Consider the following 19321-nt stretch of genomic DNA (forward strand, 5'->3'; position numbering starts at 1 on the left):
GGCTGAATGACTGCTCAACCGAATTCTTCTCGATTACCGGCACTGGATGCCGCGGCGCAACAACACAGCGACACACTACTTGCATACATTCAGCAGCGGGTGCAGCAGCAAGGTGGCTGGATTTCATTTGCCGACTATATGCAGATGGCACTTTATACGCCCCACCTAGGCTATTACAGCGGCGATGCCAATAAGTTCGGGCTTGGTGGCGATTTTGTCACTGCACCGGAAATTTCCCCCTTATTTGCACAGGCCTTGGCCAACCAGGTCGCGCAGGTGCTACAGACGACTGCGGGCAATGTGCTGGAACTAGGGGCTGGTACGGGTAAATTGGCGGCAGGCTTACTGCTGCGGCTGGCAGAGCTGGAACAGCTGCCGCAGCATTATTTTATTCTTGAGGTAAGCGCTAACTTGCGACAGCGGCAGCAAGAATACCTGCAAAGTGTATTGCCAGCAGCCTTATATTCTCGCCTGCAGTGGCTGGATGCGTTACCAGAGGCCTTGACCGGCGTTGTGGTTGGTAATGAGGTCTTAGATGCCATTCCTGTGCATGTGGTTGAATGGCGAGCCGGGCAGTGGCTGGAGCGTGGTGTTGGGTTTGATCAGCAATTAGTGTGGCAAACACAACTGCTGCAAGACCTGTCACTGGTGGCGGCAATTGATGCGCACCACTTACCTGACGGGTATATCACCGAAGTGTGCCCGGCCGCGCAAGGTTTGATTGCCAGTCTTGCCACCATGTTGGTGCGTGGCCTGGTATTGATGCCTGACTACGGGTTTGCTGCAAGTGAGTACTACCATCCGCAACGTGCGCAGGGGACATTGATGTGTCATTACCAGCATTATGCGCATGATAATCCATTGATCTATCCTGGCCTGCAGGATATCACTGCCCATGTGGATTTCACTGCGATGGCAGAAGCCGCGGTGGTGCATGGGCTGGATTGTGCGGGATATACCAACCAGGCGCAGTTCTTAATCAACTGTGGTATTTTGCAGTTGCTGCAACAGGTGCCACCGGAAGAAAGTGCGCGCTATTTGCCTATGGTGGCGGCAGTGCAAAAACTGCTATCTCCGGCGGAGATGGGGGAGTTGTTTAAAGTCTTGGCGCTGAGTAAAGGACTGGCATTGCCGTTGATGGGATTTTTGCAGGGGGATAAGCGGCATCAGTTGTAATGGTTGTTTTTTTGATTTGGTGTAGAAGGTAATTCTTTAGGTCTTTGATGTGACGTTGTGTTTCGCTTTTACAGCGAGTTACTTTTCTTTGCTTGCACAAAGAACAAGTAACCAAAAGAAAGTGCACCCCAACTTCCGCTTGTATCCTGCGCTACTCGGATTGCCGGGCGTCCATCGAAACTCGCCCTGACAAGCCACACAAGACGTGGCTTGTTGCGGAGCTCAGACAGCCGATGGCCGAAGACTCCCGTCAACCCTGCGTTGCTCGGCGCGGCAGATGGGGACCCCGAACACCTAATGAACGCCACCATTAGTGCTTTTAACAAACCAATCTGTTTTTGAAACCGTTCAAATTGTTACGCTGTGAGTTTGGCGAGATAAATCCCATTCCATCACGCTGAGTAGCGGAGACAAAGTAAGAGTAGAGGGAGCGACTGTTCGAATCCCGCAGCAGCTCACGTTTTGTGTGAGCTGCCAGGTTGAGTTTCGTGACCGCTTATTTTGTTGAGCAACGCAAGGGAGCCTTTAGGCCGTGATGGCTGGGTGCCCTCCTCTTTGGTTACTTTCTGAGGGGCAAGCATCAGAAAGTGACTCGCCGAGAGGCGAAAAGGGTACTTCAAATTAATACGCTATGTACGGTAAATAAAAGCACTTAAAGTATAATGCGCCCCATGACCGAAATCGACCCAACCCCAGAATCTTCCGAAGTGCCTTACCAGCGTCGCATCCGTAGTTTTGTCTTACGCCAGGGGCGTTTGACCAAAGGCCAGGAGCGGGCCTTGCAGACGGCTTGGCCGACATTCGGGATTGAATATACCGATCAAGCGCTGGATGTGAGTCAGGCTTTTGGCCGCACTGAGAGCAAGAAAATTCTCGAAATCGGTTTTGGGATGGGCGATGCTACGGCAAAGATTGCACAAACCTTGCCCGACTGTGATTTCCTGGCAGTAGAGGTGCATACGCCTGGTGTCGGTAGTCTGCTCAAGTTGATGCAAGAAGGTGATATCAGCAATATCCGTATTATTCAGCATGATGCTGTTGAGGTGCTGCAGAATATGCTGGCGGACGCCTCGCTGGATGGTGTGCATATTTTCTTCCCGGATCCGTGGCACAAGAAGCGTCACCATAAGCGCCGCTTGATTCAAGCGGAGTTTGTGCAGTTGTTATGCTCCAAATTGAAAGCGGGCGCTTACATTCATGTGGCGACTGATTGGCAGGAGTATGCCGAGTGGGTGTTGGAAGTGTTGCAAGGTGAAGCACAACTGCAAAATACGGCCGTAGATTATGCTGAAAAACCGTCTTACCGCCCGTTAACCAAGTTCGAGAATCGCGGTCTGAAGTTAGGCCACGGCGTGTGGGATCTGGTGTTTAAGCGGGATTAATGGCTGATGCGTAGAATAAAAAAAGCAGACTGATGTCTGCTTTTTTTATTCGCTGGCAGCTGGTTCATCCTGCGCGTCGGCATCGTTGCCGAAAAACCATTCGCCAAGTACTTTTTCTGCCTCATCGACACCTTGCTTCTTCAGGCTGGAGAAGAGTTGCACGGTGATTTTTTCGCCCCAGCCTTCTTGCAATTCTTTGCGCACTTTGCCGATCAGGATGCTGGATTCGCTGCGTGATAACTTGTCACTCTTGGTCAGCAGGACATGCACCGGTTTGCCGGAAGGGCAAAACCAGTCCAGCATTTGCCTGTCTAGCGGTGTAAGCGGATGGCGGCTATCCATCACCAATACCAGTCCGGCCAGGCTTTGGCGTTCACTGAGGTAGCGTGACAATACATTTTGCCAATGCATGCGCATGGCCTCGGGCACTTTGGCATAGCCGTAACCAGGTAAATCGACCAGGTGTTTGTCGTCGCCCAGCGTAAAGAAGTTAATCAGTTGCGTGCGGCCGGGTTGCTTACTGACAAAGGCCAGCCGGTTATGGTTGGCCAGGGTGTTTAATGCGCTGGATTTGCCCGCATTGGAGCGTCCGGCAAAAGCGACTTCGATGCCACTGGCAGGCGGAAGGTCACGCAGATGATGTGCCGACAGGTGAAAGCGGGCGTTTTGAAAAACTGGCATGATGGAGTTGAGTTGCCTCAAGGTTTTATGGACTATTCAGCTGTGCATGCTATCACGAACAAGGTTTGTTTGATAAAATGGCGCAGAATAAAAATGTTGGGGCATAGAATGATGTTAAAGAGTTTTAAAGCAGGATTGTTTGTGCTGTTAGCCATGGGCGTGCAGCCAGTATTTGCTGAGGAAGCTGCTTCAGCAGAAGCCGCGCCAGTGGTGAATGGGCCAGAAAAAATTGTGCAAAACGTGTGTGCGGCCTGTCATGGTGCCGACGGTAACAGCGTGATTACCACCAATCCGAAATTGGCGGGCCAGCATCCAGAATATTTGCTCAAGCAGTTGAGCAACTTTAAAGATGGCACGCGTGCTAACCCGGTGATGGCCGGTATGGCAGGGGCGTTGAGCCAGGAAGACATGGAAGGCCTGGCGAAATATTTCTCCAGCCAAAGCATTAAGTTGGCTAAATCAAAAAGCAATGGCAAGGGTTCTTTAGGCGAGAAAATCTACCGCGGTGGTATTGCGGCGACCCAAGTGCCTGCCTGTGCGGCCTGTCATGGTGCGACGGGTGCTGGTTTGCCAAAACAGTTTCCACGCTTGGCAGGGCAACACACAGACTACACTTTGCAACAGCTGAGAACTTTCCGTACCGGTGAGCGCGCGAATGCGCCAATGATGATGACCATCGCGGCAAAAATGAGTGATGCCGAGATGCAAGCAGTTGCAGATTACATTCAAGGTCTGCGCTAGTCGTTGCTGATTGAAAAAAGGTGGCTGCGGCCACCTTTTTTACTGTAGGGCTATTTTTACTGTAGGGCTATGCAACCTTTTACGGTGGATGTCGTCCACAACTGCGCGTCTTGCGTTGTATGGCGATCATCTCGTGCCCAACCTTAACTAGTCAATTTTAAAGAGATCGTTTTGAAAGCTCCCATTTCCTTATCGCAGCGTGTGTATGAGCTATTGAGCTCAATGCGCTTTGCTGTGAGCCTGTTGACGCTGTTGGGTGTGGCCTCGATTATTGGTACCGTGCTCAAGCAAAACGAGCCTTATACCAATTACATCGTCAAATTTGGCCAGTTCTGGTTTGAATTGTTTGAAATGCTGGGTTTGCTGGATGTCTATCATGCGGCCTGGTTTTTACTCATTCTGCTATTTCTAGTGGTATCGACCACCTTGTGTGTCATCCGTAATGCACCACTGATGGTCAAAGAGTGGCAAGTATATAAAGAGCACGCCACTGAAAAATCGCTGCGTTTGTTTGGTCATCAGGCCAGTTTGGCGACAACGCAGCCAACTGCGGCATTACAAACGCAATTAAGTGAGTTTTTAAGCATAGAGCGTTATCGCTTTAAAACACGCCAGCAAGATAATGGCGATATATTGATTGCTGCCAAGTTAGGCACGCACCAGCGCCTGGGCTATATTTTTACCCATGCGGCGATTGTCGTGATCTGTTTTGGCGGTTTGCTGGATGGTAATTTGCCATTCAAGATACAAGAGCTGCTCGGCTGGAAGAAAATCGAAACGCGTGATATTTCTTCGCGCAAAGTGCCGGCAGAAAGCCGTTTGGGCGTCAATAACCTGTCATTCCGGGCCAATATGACGCTGCCGGAAGGCGAGCATGACAATGTGGCGTTTGTGCGTGTGCGTGACGGCTACCTGGTGCAAGACCTGCCATTTACTGTGGCGCTGAAAGATTTCCGCATTGAGCATTATGCGACCGGCATGCCGAAGTCGTTTGAGAGCGATATCGTCATCACCGATCCTGAGTTGAGTAAACCTATCGAAACCACGATACGCGTCAATCATCCTTATACTTATAAAGGCATCGCCATTTATCAGTCTGACTTCCAGGATGGTGGCTCGGAGCTCAAATTCAAATTATGGGATTTGGCCGCCAGCAACCAGGACGGGTTTGATGTTGATGGGGTGGTGTCGCAAAAAGGCTCATTAGGCGACGGCGCACAAAAAATGACGGTGGAGTTTAACGAGTTCCGCCAGTTTAATATTTTGAACTTGTCGGCAGATGGTAAAGGCAAACCACATAATGTTGGCCCCAATACCACCTTGAAGTTGCGTAATGCCAGCGGCCAGGCACGCGAGTACATGAGTTATATGCAGCCATTGCAACTGGATGGCCGGGCTTATTTTGTCTCTGGTATGCGCGAGACGGTACAGGATGAATTCAAGTACCTGCGCATTCCGGCGGATGCTGAATTGGAGATCAGCGGCTTTATGCACTTGCGTCAGACGCTGCGTAACGAGCAGGCGATACGTGAGATTGCTAGCCAGGTGGCTAAGCAGATGCCGGGTGACAATGCCGCATTAAAGGCGCAGTTTGAGCAAAGCCTGCAACATTTGCTGGTGACGTTCAAGCAAGGCGGGTACAGTGAGTTGTCGCGTATTATTGAAAGCGCAGTGCCGAAAGACCAGCGTGAGCAGGCAGCACAAACGTATTTGAAACTACTCAACCGGGCTGCATTGCAAGGCTATCAAATGAGTCGTGCCCAGCGCCAGTTGCCACCGGCACCTGAAACCCAGGAGACGGTGATGTTTATACAGGATAGCTTGAATGCCATGAATGACTTGTTCTTTTATGGCACGCCCTATTATTTCCAGCTCAAGAATTACACACTTAAACAGGCCAGCGGCTTTCAGTTAACGCGCTCTCCTGGTCAAAACTGGGTGTATTCTGGTTCGGTGATGCTGGTGCTGGGTATTTTTTCCATGTTCTATATTAAGGAACGTCGTCTATGGTTATTGATCAAACCTGCACAGCAAGAGGTATTGCTGGCAATGTCGTCTAACCGTAAAAATATGGATCTGGACCAGGATTTTGCACGTGTGCAACAGCAATTGACTGCGCTGCTGCAAGCGGCTGCCTGACGGAATGAAGAGGGGAATGCGATGAGTACATCATTATTAGTAAAGCCAACATCGTTTTGGCAATCATTAAGTAAGTTCGATTGGGTTTACGCCGTGCTGCTGCTGGCGGGTGGCATTTTCTCTTACCAGCGGTATGCCGGCTTTATGGATGTGTATGAAGTCAGCTTTTTGTTTGGCGCGGTGGCCTTGTTCAGTTACCTGGGCTGGCGCTGGTCGGCGATTGCGCGGCTGGTACTGGGGGTTGCGGTATTGAGTTTAGTCGGGGTCTATAGCTATCAGGGCGACCTGGCGAATGGTAGCCAGCAATTCCTGCTCAAATTCCTGCTTGCCAGCCAGTCTGCTGTCATGTGGATGAACGTGTTGTTTGTACTGGCCATGCTGACCTACTGGCTGGCATTGTTCCAGAGGTCGGCGTTTACGGCAAAAGTCGCTTCCGCACTTACCTGGGCAGCGACCTTGTTTGGTTTCGTTGGCCTGATGGTGCGCTGGTATGAGTCTTACCTGATTGCGCCGGATGTTGGCCATATCCCGATCAGTAATTTGTATGAAGTATTTATCCTGTTTTGCCTGATCACCTCTTTGCTGTATTTGCATTACGAAAAACTGTTCAATACGCGCCAGTTGGGCGGATTTGTGCTGGTGGTGATTAACGCTGCGGTGGGTTTTATCCTCTGGTATACCTTTGACCGCCATGCTAACGAGATTCAACCCTTGGTGCCTGCTTTGCAAAGTTACTGGATGAAGATACACGTGCCGGCTAACTTTATTGGTTACGGCGCATTCTCGCTAGCGGCCATGGTGGCCGGTGCTTATCTGCTGGTAAAGCATGGTGTGCTGGCCAGCCGCCTGCCAGCATTGCATGTGCTGGATGATTTGATGTACAAGGCAATTGCCGTTGGTTTCGCTTTCTTTACCATTGCCACCATTCTGGGTGCGATGTGGGCAGCTGAAGCCTGGGGTGGTTACTGGTCCTGGGATCCGAAAGAAACCTGGGCGCTGATTGTCTGGCTGAATTACGCCGCCTGGCTGCACTTGCGCTTAATGAAGGGCTTGCGTGGCACCGTGTTGGCCTGGTGGGCGCTGGTCGGTTTGCTGGTGACAACCTTTGCCTTCCTTGGTGTGAATATGTTCCTCAGCGGCCTGCATTCCTACGGCACGCTTTAACTGTTAAGTGCTGCTTTATCCGCGGGCAGATGCGTATGTATCTGCCCGTTTTCTTTTATTTTTCCTGAATTCTCCCATTATCCAATATTAACAATAATTAATTAATGTTAATATTGGCTGGTCGGCATCGAATGGATGCTGATGCCGGCAAGGTAATACTTCTTACAATGATTCGGTATCAGGAGGATTCAAAATGAAAAAGCAATTAGGATTTAGCTTGATTGAATTGGCCATTGTGCTGGTGATTGCAGGGTTGTTACTCGCGGGTGTCATGCGAGGGCAGGAATTGATTGCCAATGCCAAGGTGAAAAGTCTGGCCAGTGATTTCAGAAACATACCCACTTACTTTTATGGATATCAGGACAGGTTCCGTACCTTGCCCGGTGATGATCATGCGGCAGATACCCATGTCACTGGTACGAATGCAAGTACCAATGGGCAAGTGCAGAACGGCTTGATTCAAGGCAACTGGAATTCAAGCACCAACACGGATGAATCATTTTTGCTATGGCAGCACTTACGATTGGCGGGATTGGCCACTGGCACGACGGATACCGCCAGTACGCAATATGCCCCCCGCAATAGTGAAGGCGGGCAGCTGGGGGTGACCAGCGTTGCCGATTTGGCGGCCGTCACTAACGGTACCTTTAATACTGCGCACGCCATGTGTTCTGATGCCATTCTTGGGCGATACGCGCTACAACTGGATACCATGATGGATGATGGCGTGGGTAATAGCGGCGTGATGCGCATCGTGGTGAATGGCACGCCAGGTACGGGTGTGGCCGCGCCGGCTGCCGGTACGGCTTATTTAGTCTGCATGAGTTTTTAGTGTAGAATACAACATAAATTTGTAACAAAAGGCCTGGATTTTCAGGCTTTTTGTTTTATGTCGGATACATTCAACGTTTGAGACACATTCTGTTTTAGAATGGTAGCCGTTTTACACCACCCACTTCCTATGGCAAACGCAATTGTAGAAATCCAAGACCTGTCCTTCGGGTATAAAGGCCGATTGTTGCATAAAGGCATCAATATGACCTTTCCTAAAGGCAAGGTGGTTGCCATTATGGGCGGTAGCGGCAGTGGCAAGACCACTTTGCTGCGCCTGATTGGCGGTCAACTCAAGCCAACCAAAGGCCAGGTGCAGGTTGGCGGTGAGATTGTGCACCAACAAAACCGTGAGGGCATTTACCGCTTACGCCGCAAAATGGGCATGCTGTTTCAACACGGTGCCTTGTTCACGGATTTATCCGTGTTTGAAAATGTGGCTTTCCCGATGCGCGAGCATACCAATTTACCTGAAAGCATGATTCGCGATCTGGTGTTGCTCAAGTTGAACGCGGTCGGTTTGCGTGGTGCACATGCCTTGATGCCAACTGAGCTTTCTGGCGGCATGGCACGGCGTGTTGCGCTGGCCCGCGCGATTGCGCTTGATCCCAGCATTATTATGTATGACGAACCGTTTGCCGGTTTAGACCCGATTTCGATGGCGGTGATTTGTGATTTGATCCGCAGCCTGAATGATGCTTTGGGTGCTACTTCAATTATCGTGACGCACGATGTGGAAGAAACTTTCCAGTTTGCTGATTATGTTTATTTTGTTGCAGATGGTGTGGTTGCTGCTGAAGGCACGCCAGACGATCTGCGCAATTCCGAGTTACCGTTTGTGCACCAGTTTGTGCATGGTGAAAAAGATGGCCCGGTGCCATTCCATTATGCGGCGCCTGAATATCACGCCAGTTTGTTGAGAGGTGCGCGTTAATGGTATTGCATAAATTGAAGCGCCTGTTCAGTAAGCTGGGCGCAGGCTGTATCAATAAAATCTGGCGGCTGGGTGCTGGCGGCCGTTTGTTCTGGCTGACCCTGATTTCTTCCGGTGAAAGCTTTCGCCGCTTTAGATTGACCATCCGTGAGGTGTATTTCACCGGCGTATTGTCGCTAATTATTATCCTTGTTTCGGCCTTTTTTGTTGGCATGGTACTGGCATTGCAGGGTTACCATACTTTGCAAAAGTATGGTTCTTCAGAAGCCATTGGTGTGCTGGTCGCCTTGGCACTGGTGCGCGAGCTCGGTCCGGTAGTGACTGCGCTGTTGTTCGCTGGCCGTGCGGGCACTGCGATTACCGCAGAGATTGGTTTGATGAAGGCGACCGAGCAATTGTCTGCCATGGAGATGATGGCGGTGAGCCCGATTGCGCGCGTGATTGCGCCACGTTTCTGGGCTGGCGTGATTGCCATGCCGGTGCTGGCAACTTTATTTTCCATGGTCGGTATTTTGGGTGGCTACCTGGTGGCTGTGCCATTAATCGGTGTCGATGCAGGCGCATTCTGGTCGCAAATGCAGGCCAACGTCGATTGGGAATTCGATATTTTGAATGGCGTATTCAAAAGTGTGGTGTTTGGGGTGGCATGTACCATGATTGCCTTGTTTGAAGGCTATGACGCACCGCCAACAGCGGAAGGTGTGAGCCGTGCAACGACCAGAACAGTCGTGACTTCATCACTGGCCGTGTTGGGGCTGGATTTTATCTTAACGTCGTTCATGATTGCTGTTTAGCAATTGGAACGCACGGTGACTCGCGGGGAATAAACAATGGAAAGAACAACAATTGATTTGTGGGTAGGCATTTTTGTTGCGCTCGGTTTTGCAGCGTTACTTGGCCTGGCAATGAAAGTAGGCAATCTGACGACCAGCAGTATCGGCCAAACTTATCTGGTGACAGCGAACTTTGAGAATATTGGTGGTCTCAAACCACGCGCACCCGTGAAAAGTGCTGGCGTAGTGGTTGGTCGCGTGAGTGAAATTGTGTTTGACCCTAAAACTTATGAAGCTGTCGTGAGTCTGAACATCGACACGCGCTACAACTTTCCTAAAGATACGTTTGCCAATATCTATACAGCCGGTTTGCTGGGTGAGCAATATATTGGTCTGGAAGCCGGTGGTGACGAGGTTAGCCTGAAAAACGGTGACAAGATTTCTCAAACACAGGATGCCGTGGTGTTGGAAAAACTGATTAGCCAGTTTCTTTACAGCAAGGCAACCGAAAGCGATGACAAACCGAGTACAACAGCATCTACATCAACCGAATCGACAGGTGATGCGTTAGATGCAAGTCCATTGGACAAAATTGGTAAGTAACTTAATCAATTGGTAAAGGGAACACAATGAAAAAGTGGTGGATGGCAGTTGCCATGTGGCTGGTAAGCGGTGTGGCAATGGCTGGCATAACGCCGGATCAATTGGTGAAAAAGACGGCGGATGATGTGATTGAAGTCATTAGAAATGACAAAGACATCCAGGCCGGTAACCAGCAAAAGATTTTTGCCTTGGCAGAAGAAAAAATCCTGCCTAACTTTGACTTTGAAAAAGTGTCTCGCCTGGTGCTGGGTAAAAACTGGACCAATGCGACCCCTGAGCAAAAAACCGCTTTCCAGGCAGAGTTCAAGACTTTGTTGTTGCGTACATACGCTACCGCTTTGTCCAAGTATAAAAATCAAACCATTGAATACAAGCCTTTCCGTATGGAAGCCGGTGCTGACACGGCAACGGTGAAAACCGCGATCCAGCAATCTGGTGGCGATCCAATTAGTGTGGATTACAGCCTGGGTAAAAAAGCAGATGACTGGAAGGTATTTGATATCGTGATTGAAGGTGTGAGCCTGGTTACCAATTACCGTAGCCAGTTTGCACAGGAAATCCGCCAGAATGGTCTGGACAGTTTGACGAAAAAGCTGGCCGACAAAAACAAGGCGGCAAGCGGTAAGTAATTACCTAGATTGCATTCAGGCATCTTTGGAGAATTTTGTGGCTCAAATTACGCAACAGGAAAACACTTTGCAGTTCAGTGGTAACTTGCTGATTACGAATGTCAGCGAAACCCTGAATCATTTGCAAACCTTGCATCTTGAGTCACCATTAACCCTGGATTTTACAAAGGTAGATGAGGTCGATACGGTCGCCGTCAGCCTGATTCTGGAAATTCAGCGGCAGCTTAATCATCAGCATACCGAACCTGGGGCAATGTCAGTGATTGGGGTACCGGAAAATCTGCGAAGTTTGATGCAACTTTACGGTGTCGACGGATTCTTGTTGAGTTAGTTGAAAATCCAGTCTAACAGCCCCAGCTCTGACGAGGTGGGGTTTCGTTTTTTGTGGGATAGCGAAAGGTCATACGTGGCTGCAGCCATAGAAATTTCAGGCATTACCAAGCGCTTTGGCGAGTTCGAAGCGCTACGAGGGGTCGATTTGCGCATTGAGCAAGGCGAGTTTTTTGCTTTGCTGGGCCCGAATGGCGCGGGCAAGTCGACTTTGATTAACCTGCTGGCGGGTTTGTTGCAGCCTACTAGTGGCAGTATCCGCATCATGGGCCATGATGTGCAAACTGACTATCAGCGTGCGCGTAGCGCCTTGGGTGTGGTGCCGCAAGAACTGGTGTTTGACCCGTTTTTTAATGTGCGCGAAATGTTGCGCTTCCAGGCCGGCTATTTTGGCCATGGCCCTGAAAATGACGCCTGGGTCGACGAAGTGATTGAAGGCCTTGGCCTGACGGATAAAGCACATACCAATATGCGTAAATTGTCTGGTGGCATGAAACGCCGGGCGTTGATCGCACAAGCTTTGGCACATAAGCCGCCAGTGATTGTGCTTGATGAGCCCACGGCCGGCGTGGATGTCGAGTTGCGGCAAATGCTGTGGGCGTTTATTCAAAAGCTCAATCAGCAAGGGCATACCATTATTTTGACCACGCATTATCTGGAAGAGGCCGAAGCCTTGTGTGAGCGCGTGGCCATGATGAAGCATGGCAAGATTGTCGCGCTGGATACCACGCGTGCATTGCTGAAGAGTCATGCCGCCAAACAGCTTTCTTTGCGCCTGACTGGCCCGTTGCCAACGCAACTGCAATCTTTGCTCAAGCAACAGAATGGGGATGAAGTGGTACTGGCATTATCCGAGTTGTCACAGGTTGAAATGGTCTTAAGCGTCTTGCGTGAAGCCAATGTGGCCATTCAGGATATGCAATTGCAGGAGGCGGATTTGGAAGACGTGTTCTTGAATCTGGTCGGTAACCAGAAAGGGGCATCAGCATGAAATGGCTAAATCCTTTCTTCTGGCTGGATGACAAAGTCAGCCCGCGCTGGCGTGGTGTTTATACGCTGTTTAAAAAAGAGCTGTTACGCTTTTGGCGTGTGGCGTTCCAAACCGTCGCTTCGCCCATCCTGACCGCATTGTTATACCTGCTGATTTTTTCGCATGTGCTGGAGTCGCACGTCAAAGTCTACGACCAGGTGAGCTATACCGCTTTTCTGGTGCCAGGCCTGATGATGATGTCATTGTTGCAAAATGCCTTTGCCAACAGTTCATCCAGCCTGATCCAGTCCAAGGTGATGGGTAATATTGTCTTTTTACTGCTGACGCCGATTAATACACTTGAATTCTTTGCTGCATTCCTGGCGGCGTCGATGATCCGTGGTTTGCTGGTTGGTTTGAGCATTTATCTGGTGGCCTTGTGCTTTGTCAGCGTGCCCACCGTGTATCCGGGCTGGATTATCGCGTTTGCCTTACTGGGTAGTGCCTTGCTTGGTACGTTTGGCATTATCGCCGGCATCTGGGCGGACAAGTTTGACCAGATGGCGGCTTTCCAGAACTTTGTCATTATGCCGCTGACCTTTTTGTCCGGCGTGTTTTACTCGATTCACTCCTTGCCGCCGTTCTGGCAAGCTGTGTCGCAATTGAATCCGTTTTTCTACATGATCGATGGCTTCCGTTACGGCTTCTTTGGTCATGGCGATGTCTCTCCCTGGCTCAGTCTCGCGGTTGTTGGCAGCTTCTTGCTGGCATTGGCGTGGCTATGCCTAAAGATGTTAAAATCCGGTTATAAATTACGCAGTTAGCGGATAAGTGCAGGAAACAGCTTCCTGCCTCGTCCCGCTGTATTTTGTTGAATAAGTGAGGTTTTGTGTTAACAGCAGCGCAACTTGAAGCATACATCCGCAGCGGACTGGAATGCGATTACCTGAAAGTGAATGGCGATGACGGCACCCATTTTGATGCGGTGATCGTCAGCCCGGCATTTGAAGGCAAGCGCATGGTCCAGCAGCATCAATTGGTCTACGCCGCATTGGGTGACCGCATGCGTGTCGAGATTCACGCGCTGTCTATGCAAACCTATACCCCGACGCAATGGCAGCAACAGCAAGCCTAGCGTTTTAATAAATATTTGGAGTCAGTCAACATGGATGCACAAGCACAAATTAAAGACACGGTAAGCAATAACAAAGTAGTGTTGTATATGAAAGGTAGCCCGAAATTCCCACAATGTGGTTTTTCCAGCGTGGCTGCGCAAATCTTGAGCGCCTGTGGCGCCGAGTATGTGGCGATTGACGTGTTGCAAGACATGGATATCCGCGAAGGGATCAAGCAATACGCTAACTGGCCAACGATTCCGCAGCTCTATGTTGATGGCGAATTTATTGGTGGTGCCGATATTATGCGCAGTATGTATCAAAGCGGTGAACTGCAAACCCTGTTGTCGAAAGCGTAATTTTGGACAAACTGATTATTGAAGGCGGCGTGCCGCTGCATGGCGAAGTGGTGATTTCTGGCGCCAAAAATGCCGCGTTGCCGATTTTATGTGCCGGTCTGCTGGCAGAAACCCCTTTTACCTTAACCGGTGTGCCTGAGTTGCGCGACGTCGCGTCGACACTCGAGTTGCTGGACACCATGGGTGTGAAAGTAAGCAAAGAAGGCGATCAGGTCACGCTGGATGCCAGCGACGTGGCTTCGTTTGAAGCGACCTATGAAATGGTGAAAACCATGCGCGCCTCCATTCTGGTACTGGGCCCGTTGCTGGCTCGTTTCGGCACGGCGCGTGTTTCTCTGCCAGGTGGCTGTGCGATCGGCTCGCGGCCGGTAGATTTGCATATCAAGGGTCTGCAAGCCATGGGCGCAGCCATGCATATTACGCATGGTTATATCCAGGCCAGCACCTTGCACTTGCCAAACCGCCGTTTGCAAGGCGCCAAGTACTATATGGATATGGTCACTGTCACCGGCACCGAGAACCTGATGATGGCGGCTGCGCTGGCGCAAGGCACTACCGTGCTGGAGAACGCTGCCAAGGAGCCTGAGGTCGTTGACCTGGCAGAATGCCTGAATAAAATGGGCGCCAAGATTACTGGTGCGGGTACCGATACCATTACGATTGAGGGCGTTGAGCGCCTGACCGGTGCGCAGCACCATGTGGTGTGTGACCGTATTGAAGCAGGCACCTATATGGTGGCTGCTGCGATGACAGGTGGCGAAGTGACTTTGAAAAATGCCCGCGCTGATTTGCTGGAAGCAGTAATTGAAAAGCTGCGTGAAGCCGGGGCGAATATCAGTCATGACAGTCATAGCATCACGGTCAAAAGTACTGGCAAATTGAAAGCGGTCAATGTGCGTACGGCACCGCACCCGGCTTTCCCCACCGATATGCAGGCGCAATTTATGGCCATGAATACAGTAGCAGAGGGTGTGTGTACGGTGATCGAAACCATTTTCGAAAACCGCTTTATGCATGTGCAAGAACTGCAGCGCATGGGCGCCAATATTGATGTGCAGGGTAATACTGCCATGGTGCAAGGCGTGTCCGCGCTGGAAGGGGCCAATGTGATGGCGACTGATTTGCGTGCGTCTGCTGGACTGGTGTTAGCCGGTTTGGTCGCAGATGGCGAAACGGTGATTGACCGCATTTATCATCTGGACCGCGGTTACGAGAAGCTGGAAGAGAAACTGAATCAACTGGGCGCCAAAGTGCGCAGATCGAACTAATCATGATTACTATTGCACTCAGCAAAGGGCGCATTTTTGAGGAAACCACGCCGCTGTTAGCAGCCGCTGGCATACAGGCGCTGGAAGATCCCGAATCTTCGCGCAAGCTGATTTTGCCAACCAATCGCGCAGATGTGCGTCTGATTATTGTACGTGCAACCGATGTACCGACTTATGTGCAATATGGGGCAGCGGATTTGGGCATCGCTGGCAAGGATGTGCTGGATGAACATGGCGGCGAAGGTTTGTACCAGCCGCTGGACCTCAATATCGCGCGTTGCAAAATGATGGTGGCGGTGCGTGAGGATTTCGATTACGAAGCCAGTATCCGCCAGGGCGCGCGCCTGAAAGTGGTTACCAAATATGTCAAAACGGCACGCGAGCATTTTGCCGCCAAAGGCATGCATGTGGATTTAATTAAGCTGTATGGTTCCATGGAACTGGGCCCGTTGGTGGGTTTGGCGGATGCGATTGTCGACCTGGTCAGCACGGGCGGCACCTTGCGTGCCAACAAGCTGAAAGCGGTGGAAGAGGTCGGTGCGATCAGCTCGCGCCTGGTCGTCAATCAGGCTTCTTACAAGGTCAATCGTCCGTTGTTGCAACCGATTATTGACAGTTTTGCCGGTGCTATTCAAAAAAATTAGCCGCTATTCGAAAAGATTAACTGACAGAGATCTATGAAGATTAAACGTTTAAATACGCAGGACGCAGGTTTTGATGCTGAATTAAAAGCGCTGTTAGCTTTTGAAACCGCGCAGGATGACAATATCGACCAGGTGGTTGCCAACATCCTCAAGGATGTGAAAGCACGTGGCGATGCAGCGGTACTCGAATACACCAATCGTTTTGATAAAACCAACGCCACCAGTCTGGCGGCGTTGGAAATCCCGCAAGCGGAATTGCATGCAGCCTTAAATGGCTTGCCAGCAGTGCAACGTGAGGCTTTGCAGGCGGCCGCTGACCGCGTGCGCAGCTACCACGAAAAACAAGTCATGCAGTCCTGGCAGTACACTGAAGCCGACGGTACTTTGCTGGGTCAGCAAGTGACCGCGCTGGACCGCGTTGGCCTCTATGTGCCAGGGGGGAAAGCGGCTTATCCTTCGTCGGTACTCATGAATGCGATTCCTGCCAAAGTGGCTGGCGTGCAAGAATTGGTGATGGTGGTGCCTACGCCAAATGGTGAGAAAAATCCGCTGGTGCTGGCTGCGGCGGCAGTGTGTGGTGTCGATCGTGTGTTCTGTGTCGGTGGTGCGCAAGCGGTAGGCGCCTTGGCTTACGGCACGCAGACCGTGCCGCAAGTGGATAAAATTGTCGGACCAGGCAATGCTTATGTGGCCGCAGCCAAGCGCCGGGTGTTTGGCGTGGTTGGCATTGATATGGTGGCTGGCCCGTCAGAAATTCTGGTCATCAGTGATGGCCAGAGCAATCCAGACTGGACAGCAATGGACTTGTTCAGCCAGGCCGAGCATGATGAATTGGCGCAAGCGATTTTGCTGTCACCAAGTGCTGAGTTTCTTGACCAGGTGCAGGCGAGTATTGAGCGCCAGGTTGGCGAAATGCCACGTCAGGATATTATCCGCACTTCATTACAAAACCGCGGCGCCTTGATTCAGGTGAAAGATTTGGCCGAAGCGGCTGAGATTTGTAACTTCATTGCCCCTGAACACCTGGAGTTGTCTATGGATGATGCCTTGGCATTCAGCAAACACATCAAACACGCCGGGGCGATTTTTATGGGTCGAGATACCTGTGAAGCGCTGGGCGATTATTGTGCCGGGCCCAACCATGTATTGCCAACCTCACGTACCGCGCGTTTCAGTTCGCCATTGGGGGTGTATGACTTCCAGAAGCGTTCCAGCCTGATTATGGTGTCATCCGCCGGGGCGCAAACACTGGGCAAGATTGCCGCCACTCTCGCGTATGGCGAAGGGTTGCAGGCGCACGCCCGTAGTGCTGAATATCGCTTGAAATAACTGGTTGAATTTAAGAGTAATGTCATGAGTCAATATTGGAGTAAGCTGGTACACAGTCTGACCCCTTATGTGCCGGGTGAGCAGCCAAAACTGCAAAACCTGGTCAAGCTGAATACCAATGAGAACCCTTATGGGCCTAGCCCAAAAGTGATTGCAGCGCTGCAGGCGGAGGCAGCTGACAGTTTGCGTTTGTACCCGGATCCGGATTCCAGCCGCCTGAAAGCAGCGATTGCCGAATATCATGGTTTGCAAGCCAATCAGGTGTTTGTGGGTAATGGCTCGGACGAAGTACTGGCGCATGTGTTTCAGGCCTTGCTCAAGCACGATCAGCCACTGCTTTACCCGGATATCACTTATAGTTTCTATCCGGTTTATTGCGGTCTTTACGGCATTGACTTTGAAACAGTGCCATTGAACGCACGGTTTGAGATTGCGATTGACGATTACTTGCGCCCCAACGGCGGCATTATCTTCCCTAACCCCAATGCGCCGACCGGAATCCCAGTGGCGCTGAGCGAGATTGAACATTTATTAAAAGCCAATACGCAATCCGTAGTCGTGATTGATGAAGCCTATGTTGACTTCGGAACCGAGTCAGCCGTTTCTTTGGTGAATCAATATTCCAATGTACTGGTCACGCATACTTATTCAAAATCGCGTTCTCTGGCGGGCTTACGGGTGGGTTATGCCGTAGGGCATGCGGCGTTGATTGAGGCTTTGATTCGTGTAAAAGACAGTTTCAACTCCTATCCGATAGACCGCTTTGCGGAAGCGGGCGCCATTGCCGCCTTGCAAGACGAAGCCTATTTTCAGCAAACCCGCCAGCAAGTGATCGCTGCGCGTGATCAACTGGTGCTGGATTTGCAAGGCTTGGGGTTCGAAGTGTTGCCATCTGGCGCCAACTTTATTTTTGCGCGCCATCCAAAATACGCGGGAGAGCAATTGGCCGCGAGCTTACGTGAACAGGCGGTGATTGTGCGCCACTTTAAAAAACCGGCACGTATCACTGACTTTTTGCGCATTACCATAGGCAACACATCTCAAAATCAGGCCTTGATGCAGGCATTGCAATCTATCGTGCAGGCTTGATGTCGTTAAAATCAAAGTATCTGCCGTAATCTGCCTGCTAATGGGCTGCAAATGGTTGTATCGTGACTTAAAAAAAATCGTCGCAATATTGTCATTTTTTTGAAAATACGGTTATGATGCACGCTATTGTACATAATGTGCAGTGAGGGTTGCGTTTGCATAATTGCTGCGCATTGATTCATTGGATTTAAAATAGAGCAAACTCGGAGGAAGAAAAATGGCACAAACCCAGATGGCATTGGACTCATTGGATTTCGACGCAACGATCGCTTTGGCAGCTAAAGTTGCTCCACACGTTGATATTCTGGAAATTGGTACCCCTTGTATCAAACACAACGGTATCGAATTGTTGAAAGCATTGCGTTCAAAATTCCCTAATAACAAAATTCTGGTTGACCTGAAAACCATGGATGCTGGCTTTTACGAAGCTGAGCCATTCTACAAAGCTGGTGCTGATATTTGTACCGTTTTGGGTACTGCAGATATCGGTACGATCAAAGGCGTAATCGACGCTGCCAACAAGTATGGCAAAGAAGCGCAAATCGACCTGATCAACGTTAAAGATAAAAAAGCCCGTACGCTGGAAGTGGTTAAATTGGGTGCACACATTATTGGTGTTCACACTGGTTTGGACCAACAAGCGGCTGGTCAAACACCATTTGCTGACCTGGGTCTGGTATCCGGTCTGAAAACAGGTGCTAAAGTGTCTGTTGCTGGCGGTGTTAAAGCTGCAACCACTAAACAAGTAGTTGATGCTGGTGCTGATATCGTAGTTGCCGGTGCGGCTATCTACGGTGCTGCTGACCCAGCAGCCGCTGCAACTGAAATCACCAAGATCGCTCACGGTGCTGGTACTGCCACTAAAGGCGGTAACAAATTGCTGCCATGGATCATTGCTGCAGTTGCTGCTGTATTGGTATTCTCTTTGTTGGGCAAAAAATCTGAAGAAGCTGCTCCTGCTGCTGAAGCACCAGCTGCTGAAGAAGTTGCTCCAGCTGACGCTGCACCTGCTGCTGAAGCCCCGGCTGCCGAAGAAGCTGCTCCAGCTGACGCGGCGCCTGCTGCAGAAGCTGCACCAGCCACTGAAGAAGCTAAATAATCGACTGCTATCCTTACGGATCGCTTTCTGATTTGAAAAAGCAGCCCATCTGGGCTGCTTTTTTG

General features: G+C 50.6%; 21 protein-coding genes. 20 read left to right on the forward strand and 1 reads right to left on the reverse strand.

From position 1 onward, the window contains the following. The first annotated feature begins 6 nt into the window (after positions 1 to 6). Together MET42_RS0102455 and trmB are read left to right on the forward strand one after the other, a co-directional pair. The gene (locus MET42_RS0102455; RefSeq protein ID WP_019881162.1) at positions 7 to 1176 is read left to right on the forward strand and encodes a class I SAM-dependent methyltransferase; all 1170 of its coding nucleotides are present in this window, start codon (positions 7 to 9) and stop codon (positions 1174 to 1176) included. A gap of 671 nt (positions 1177 to 1847) precedes the next feature. Further along, entirely contained in the window at positions 1848 to 2558 is a 711-nt protein-coding gene (gene trmB / locus MET42_RS0102460; RefSeq protein ID WP_019881163.1) for a tRNA (guanosine(46)-N7)-methyltransferase TrmB, read from the forward strand. A 45-nt stretch (positions 2559 to 2603) separates the two neighbouring features. Here the strand turns inward: trmB and yihA are convergent, their stop codons facing one another. Beyond that, positions 2604 to 3239: a ribosome biogenesis GTP-binding protein YihA/YsxC gene (gene yihA, locus MET42_RS0102465; RefSeq protein WP_019881164.1), complete on the reverse strand. Its 636-nt coding sequence runs from the start codon at positions 3237 to 3239 to the stop codon at positions 2604 to 2606. A gap of 108 nt (positions 3240 to 3347) precedes the next feature. On the opposite strand from yihA, the gene MET42_RS0102470 reads away from it, so the two are divergent. The 18 genes from MET42_RS0102470 to hxlA all read left to right on the forward strand — a co-directional run bounded on the left by MET42_RS0102470 (position 3348) and on the right by hxlA (position 19256). Next, entirely contained in the window at positions 3348 to 3980 is a 633-nt protein-coding gene (locus MET42_RS0102470) for a cytochrome c (protein ID WP_019881165.1), read from the forward strand. A gap of 222 nt (positions 3981 to 4202) precedes the next feature. Further along, complete coding sequence (locus MET42_RS0102475) at positions 4203 to 6119, forward strand: cytochrome c biogenesis protein ResB (protein ID WP_019881166.1); 1917 nt, start codon at positions 4203 to 4205, stop codon at positions 6117 to 6119. A gap of 21 nt (positions 6120 to 6140) precedes the next feature. Then, positions 6141 to 7283 (forward strand): c-type cytochrome biogenesis protein CcsB, encoded by a 1143-nt coding sequence (gene ccsB, locus MET42_RS0102480; RefSeq protein WP_019881167.1) that lies wholly within the window; start codon positions 6141 to 6143, stop codon positions 7281 to 7283. A gap of 193 nt (positions 7284 to 7476) precedes the next feature. Next, positions 7477 to 8115 (forward strand): type II secretion system protein, encoded by a 639-nt coding sequence (locus MET42_RS0102485; RefSeq protein ID WP_019881168.1) that lies wholly within the window; start codon positions 7477 to 7479, stop codon positions 8113 to 8115. 129 nt (positions 8116 to 8244) lie between these two features. Continuing rightward, positions 8245 to 9048, forward strand: coding sequence for an ABC transporter ATP-binding protein (locus MET42_RS0102490; protein ID WP_019881169.1), 804 nt, complete (start codon positions 8245 to 8247; stop codon positions 9046 to 9048). Then, positions 9048 to 9842: a lipid asymmetry maintenance ABC transporter permease subunit MlaE gene (gene mlaE / locus MET42_RS0102495; protein ID WP_019881170.1), complete on the forward strand. Its 795-nt coding sequence runs from the start codon at positions 9048 to 9050 to the stop codon at positions 9840 to 9842. The genes MET42_RS0102490 and mlaE overlap by 1 nt, the downstream gene beginning before the upstream one ends. 36 nt (positions 9843 to 9878) lie before the next feature. Beyond that, on the forward strand, positions 9879 to 10424 hold the full coding sequence (mlaD, locus tag MET42_RS0102500) for an outer membrane lipid asymmetry maintenance protein MlaD (RefSeq protein ID WP_019881171.1): 546 nt from the start codon (positions 9879 to 9881) through the stop codon (positions 10422 to 10424). 26 nt (positions 10425 to 10450) lie between these two features. After that, a complete protein-coding gene (locus MET42_RS0102505) occupies positions 10451 to 11053 on the forward strand; it encodes a phospholipid-binding protein MlaC (RefSeq protein ID WP_019881172.1) in 603 nt (200 codons plus the stop codon). Positions 11054 to 11090: 37 nt separating this feature from the next. Next, positions 11091 to 11384, forward strand: a complete 294-nt coding sequence (locus MET42_RS0102510; protein WP_232411244.1) for a lipid asymmetry maintenance protein MlaB — start codon at positions 11091 to 11093, stop codon at positions 11382 to 11384. Positions 11385 to 11459: 75 nt separating this feature from the next. Continuing rightward, positions 11460 to 12374 carry an ABC transporter ATP-binding protein gene (locus MET42_RS0102515; RefSeq protein ID WP_029512301.1) on the forward strand — a complete coding sequence of 305 codons (915 nt, stop codon included), beginning with the start codon at positions 11460 to 11462 and terminating at the stop codon, positions 12372 to 12374. Beyond that, complete coding sequence (locus MET42_RS0102520; RefSeq protein ID WP_019881175.1) at positions 12371 to 13177, forward strand: ABC transporter permease; 807 nt, start codon at positions 12371 to 12373, stop codon at positions 13175 to 13177. Before MET42_RS0102515 ends, MET42_RS0102520 begins: the two co-directional genes overlap by 4 nt. Positions 13178 to 13242: 65 nt before the next feature. After that, positions 13243 to 13488, forward strand: a complete 246-nt coding sequence (locus MET42_RS0102525; protein ID WP_019881179.1) for a BolA family protein — start codon at positions 13243 to 13245, stop codon at positions 13486 to 13488. A 30-nt stretch (positions 13489 to 13518) separates the two neighbouring features. Beyond that, a complete protein-coding gene (grxD, locus tag MET42_RS0102530) occupies positions 13519 to 13827 on the forward strand; it encodes a Grx4 family monothiol glutaredoxin (RefSeq protein WP_019881180.1) in 309 nt (102 codons plus the stop codon). A gap of 2 nt (positions 13828 to 13829) precedes the next feature. Then, positions 13830 to 15095: a UDP-N-acetylglucosamine 1-carboxyvinyltransferase gene (gene murA, locus MET42_RS0102535; RefSeq protein ID WP_019881181.1), complete on the forward strand. Its 1266-nt coding sequence runs from the start codon at positions 13830 to 13832 to the stop codon at positions 15093 to 15095. 2 nt (positions 15096 to 15097) lie between these two features. After that, positions 15098 to 15739: an ATP phosphoribosyltransferase gene (hisG, locus tag MET42_RS0102540; protein WP_019881182.1), complete on the forward strand. Its 642-nt coding sequence runs from the start codon at positions 15098 to 15100 to the stop codon at positions 15737 to 15739. A 33-nt stretch (positions 15740 to 15772) separates the two neighbouring features. Next, positions 15773 to 17068 (forward strand): histidinol dehydrogenase, encoded by a 1296-nt coding sequence (gene hisD / locus MET42_RS0102545; protein ID WP_019881183.1) that lies wholly within the window; start codon positions 15773 to 15775, stop codon positions 17066 to 17068. A 24-nt stretch (positions 17069 to 17092) separates the two neighbouring features. Further along, positions 17093 to 18157, forward strand: a complete 1065-nt coding sequence (gene hisC / locus MET42_RS0102550) for a histidinol-phosphate transaminase (RefSeq protein WP_019881184.1) — start codon at positions 17093 to 17095, stop codon at positions 18155 to 18157. 217 nt (positions 18158 to 18374) lie between these two features. Then, positions 18375 to 19256: a 3-hexulose-6-phosphate synthase gene (gene hxlA / locus MET42_RS0102555; protein ID WP_019881185.1), complete on the forward strand. Its 882-nt coding sequence runs from the start codon at positions 18375 to 18377 to the stop codon at positions 19254 to 19256. Positions 19257 to 19321: the final 65 nt, after the last annotated feature.

The organism is Methylophilus sp. 42 (assembly GCF_000384155.1).
GTDB lineage: Bacteria > Pseudomonadota > Gammaproteobacteria > Burkholderiales > Methylophilaceae > Methylophilus.

Excerpts from the sequence above, each read along its gene's own strand:
- yihA (WP_019881164.1), bottom strand. The coding sequence starts at position 3,239 with ATGCCAGTTTTTCAAAACGCCCGCTTTCACCTGTCGGCACATCATCTG.
- MET42_RS0102490 (WP_019881169.1), top strand. The coding sequence starts at position 8,245 with ATGGCAAACGCAATTGTAGAAATCCAAGACCTGTCCTTCGGGTATAAA.
- MET42_RS0102485 (WP_019881168.1), top strand. The coding sequence starts at position 7,477 with ATGAAAAAGCAATTAGGATTTAGCTTGATTGAATTGGCCATTGTGCTG.
- hisC (WP_019881184.1), top strand. The coding sequence starts at position 17,093 with ATGAGTCAATATTGGAGTAAGCTGGTACACAGTCTGACCCCTTATGTG.
- ccsB (WP_019881167.1), top strand. The coding sequence starts at position 6,141 with ATGAGTACATCATTATTAGTAAAGCCAACATCGTTTTGGCAATCATTA.
- mlaE (WP_019881170.1), top strand. The coding sequence starts at position 9,048 with ATGGTATTGCATAAATTGAAGCGCCTGTTCAGTAAGCTGGGCGCAGGC.
- MET42_RS0102520 (WP_019881175.1), top strand. The coding sequence starts at position 12,371 with ATGAAATGGCTAAATCCTTTCTTCTGGCTGGATGACAAAGTCAGCCCG.
- MET42_RS0102505 (WP_019881172.1), top strand. The coding sequence starts at position 10,451 with ATGAAAAAGTGGTGGATGGCAGTTGCCATGTGGCTGGTAAGCGGTGTG.
- MET42_RS0102470 (WP_019881165.1), top strand. The coding sequence starts at position 3,348 with ATGATGTTAAAGAGTTTTAAAGCAGGATTGTTTGTGCTGTTAGCCATG.
- mlaD (WP_019881171.1), top strand. The coding sequence starts at position 9,879 with ATGGAAAGAACAACAATTGATTTGTGGGTAGGCATTTTTGTTGCGCTC.
- hisD (WP_019881183.1), top strand. The coding sequence starts at position 15,773 with ATGAAGATTAAACGTTTAAATACGCAGGACGCAGGTTTTGATGCTGAA.
- trmB (WP_019881163.1), top strand. The coding sequence starts at position 1,848 with ATGACCGAAATCGACCCAACCCCAGAATCTTCCGAAGTGCCTTACCAG.
- hxlA (WP_019881185.1), top strand. The coding sequence starts at position 18,375 with ATGGCACAAACCCAGATGGCATTGGACTCATTGGATTTCGACGCAACG.
- hisG (WP_019881182.1), top strand. The coding sequence starts at position 15,098 with ATGATTACTATTGCACTCAGCAAAGGGCGCATTTTTGAGGAAACCACG.
- MET42_RS0102455 (WP_019881162.1), top strand. The coding sequence starts at position 7 with ATGACTGCTCAACCGAATTCTTCTCGATTACCGGCACTGGATGCCGCG.
- MET42_RS0102475 (WP_019881166.1), top strand. The coding sequence starts at position 4,203 with ATGCGCTTTGCTGTGAGCCTGTTGACGCTGTTGGGTGTGGCCTCGATT.
- grxD (WP_019881180.1), top strand. The coding sequence starts at position 13,519 with ATGGATGCACAAGCACAAATTAAAGACACGGTAAGCAATAACAAAGTA.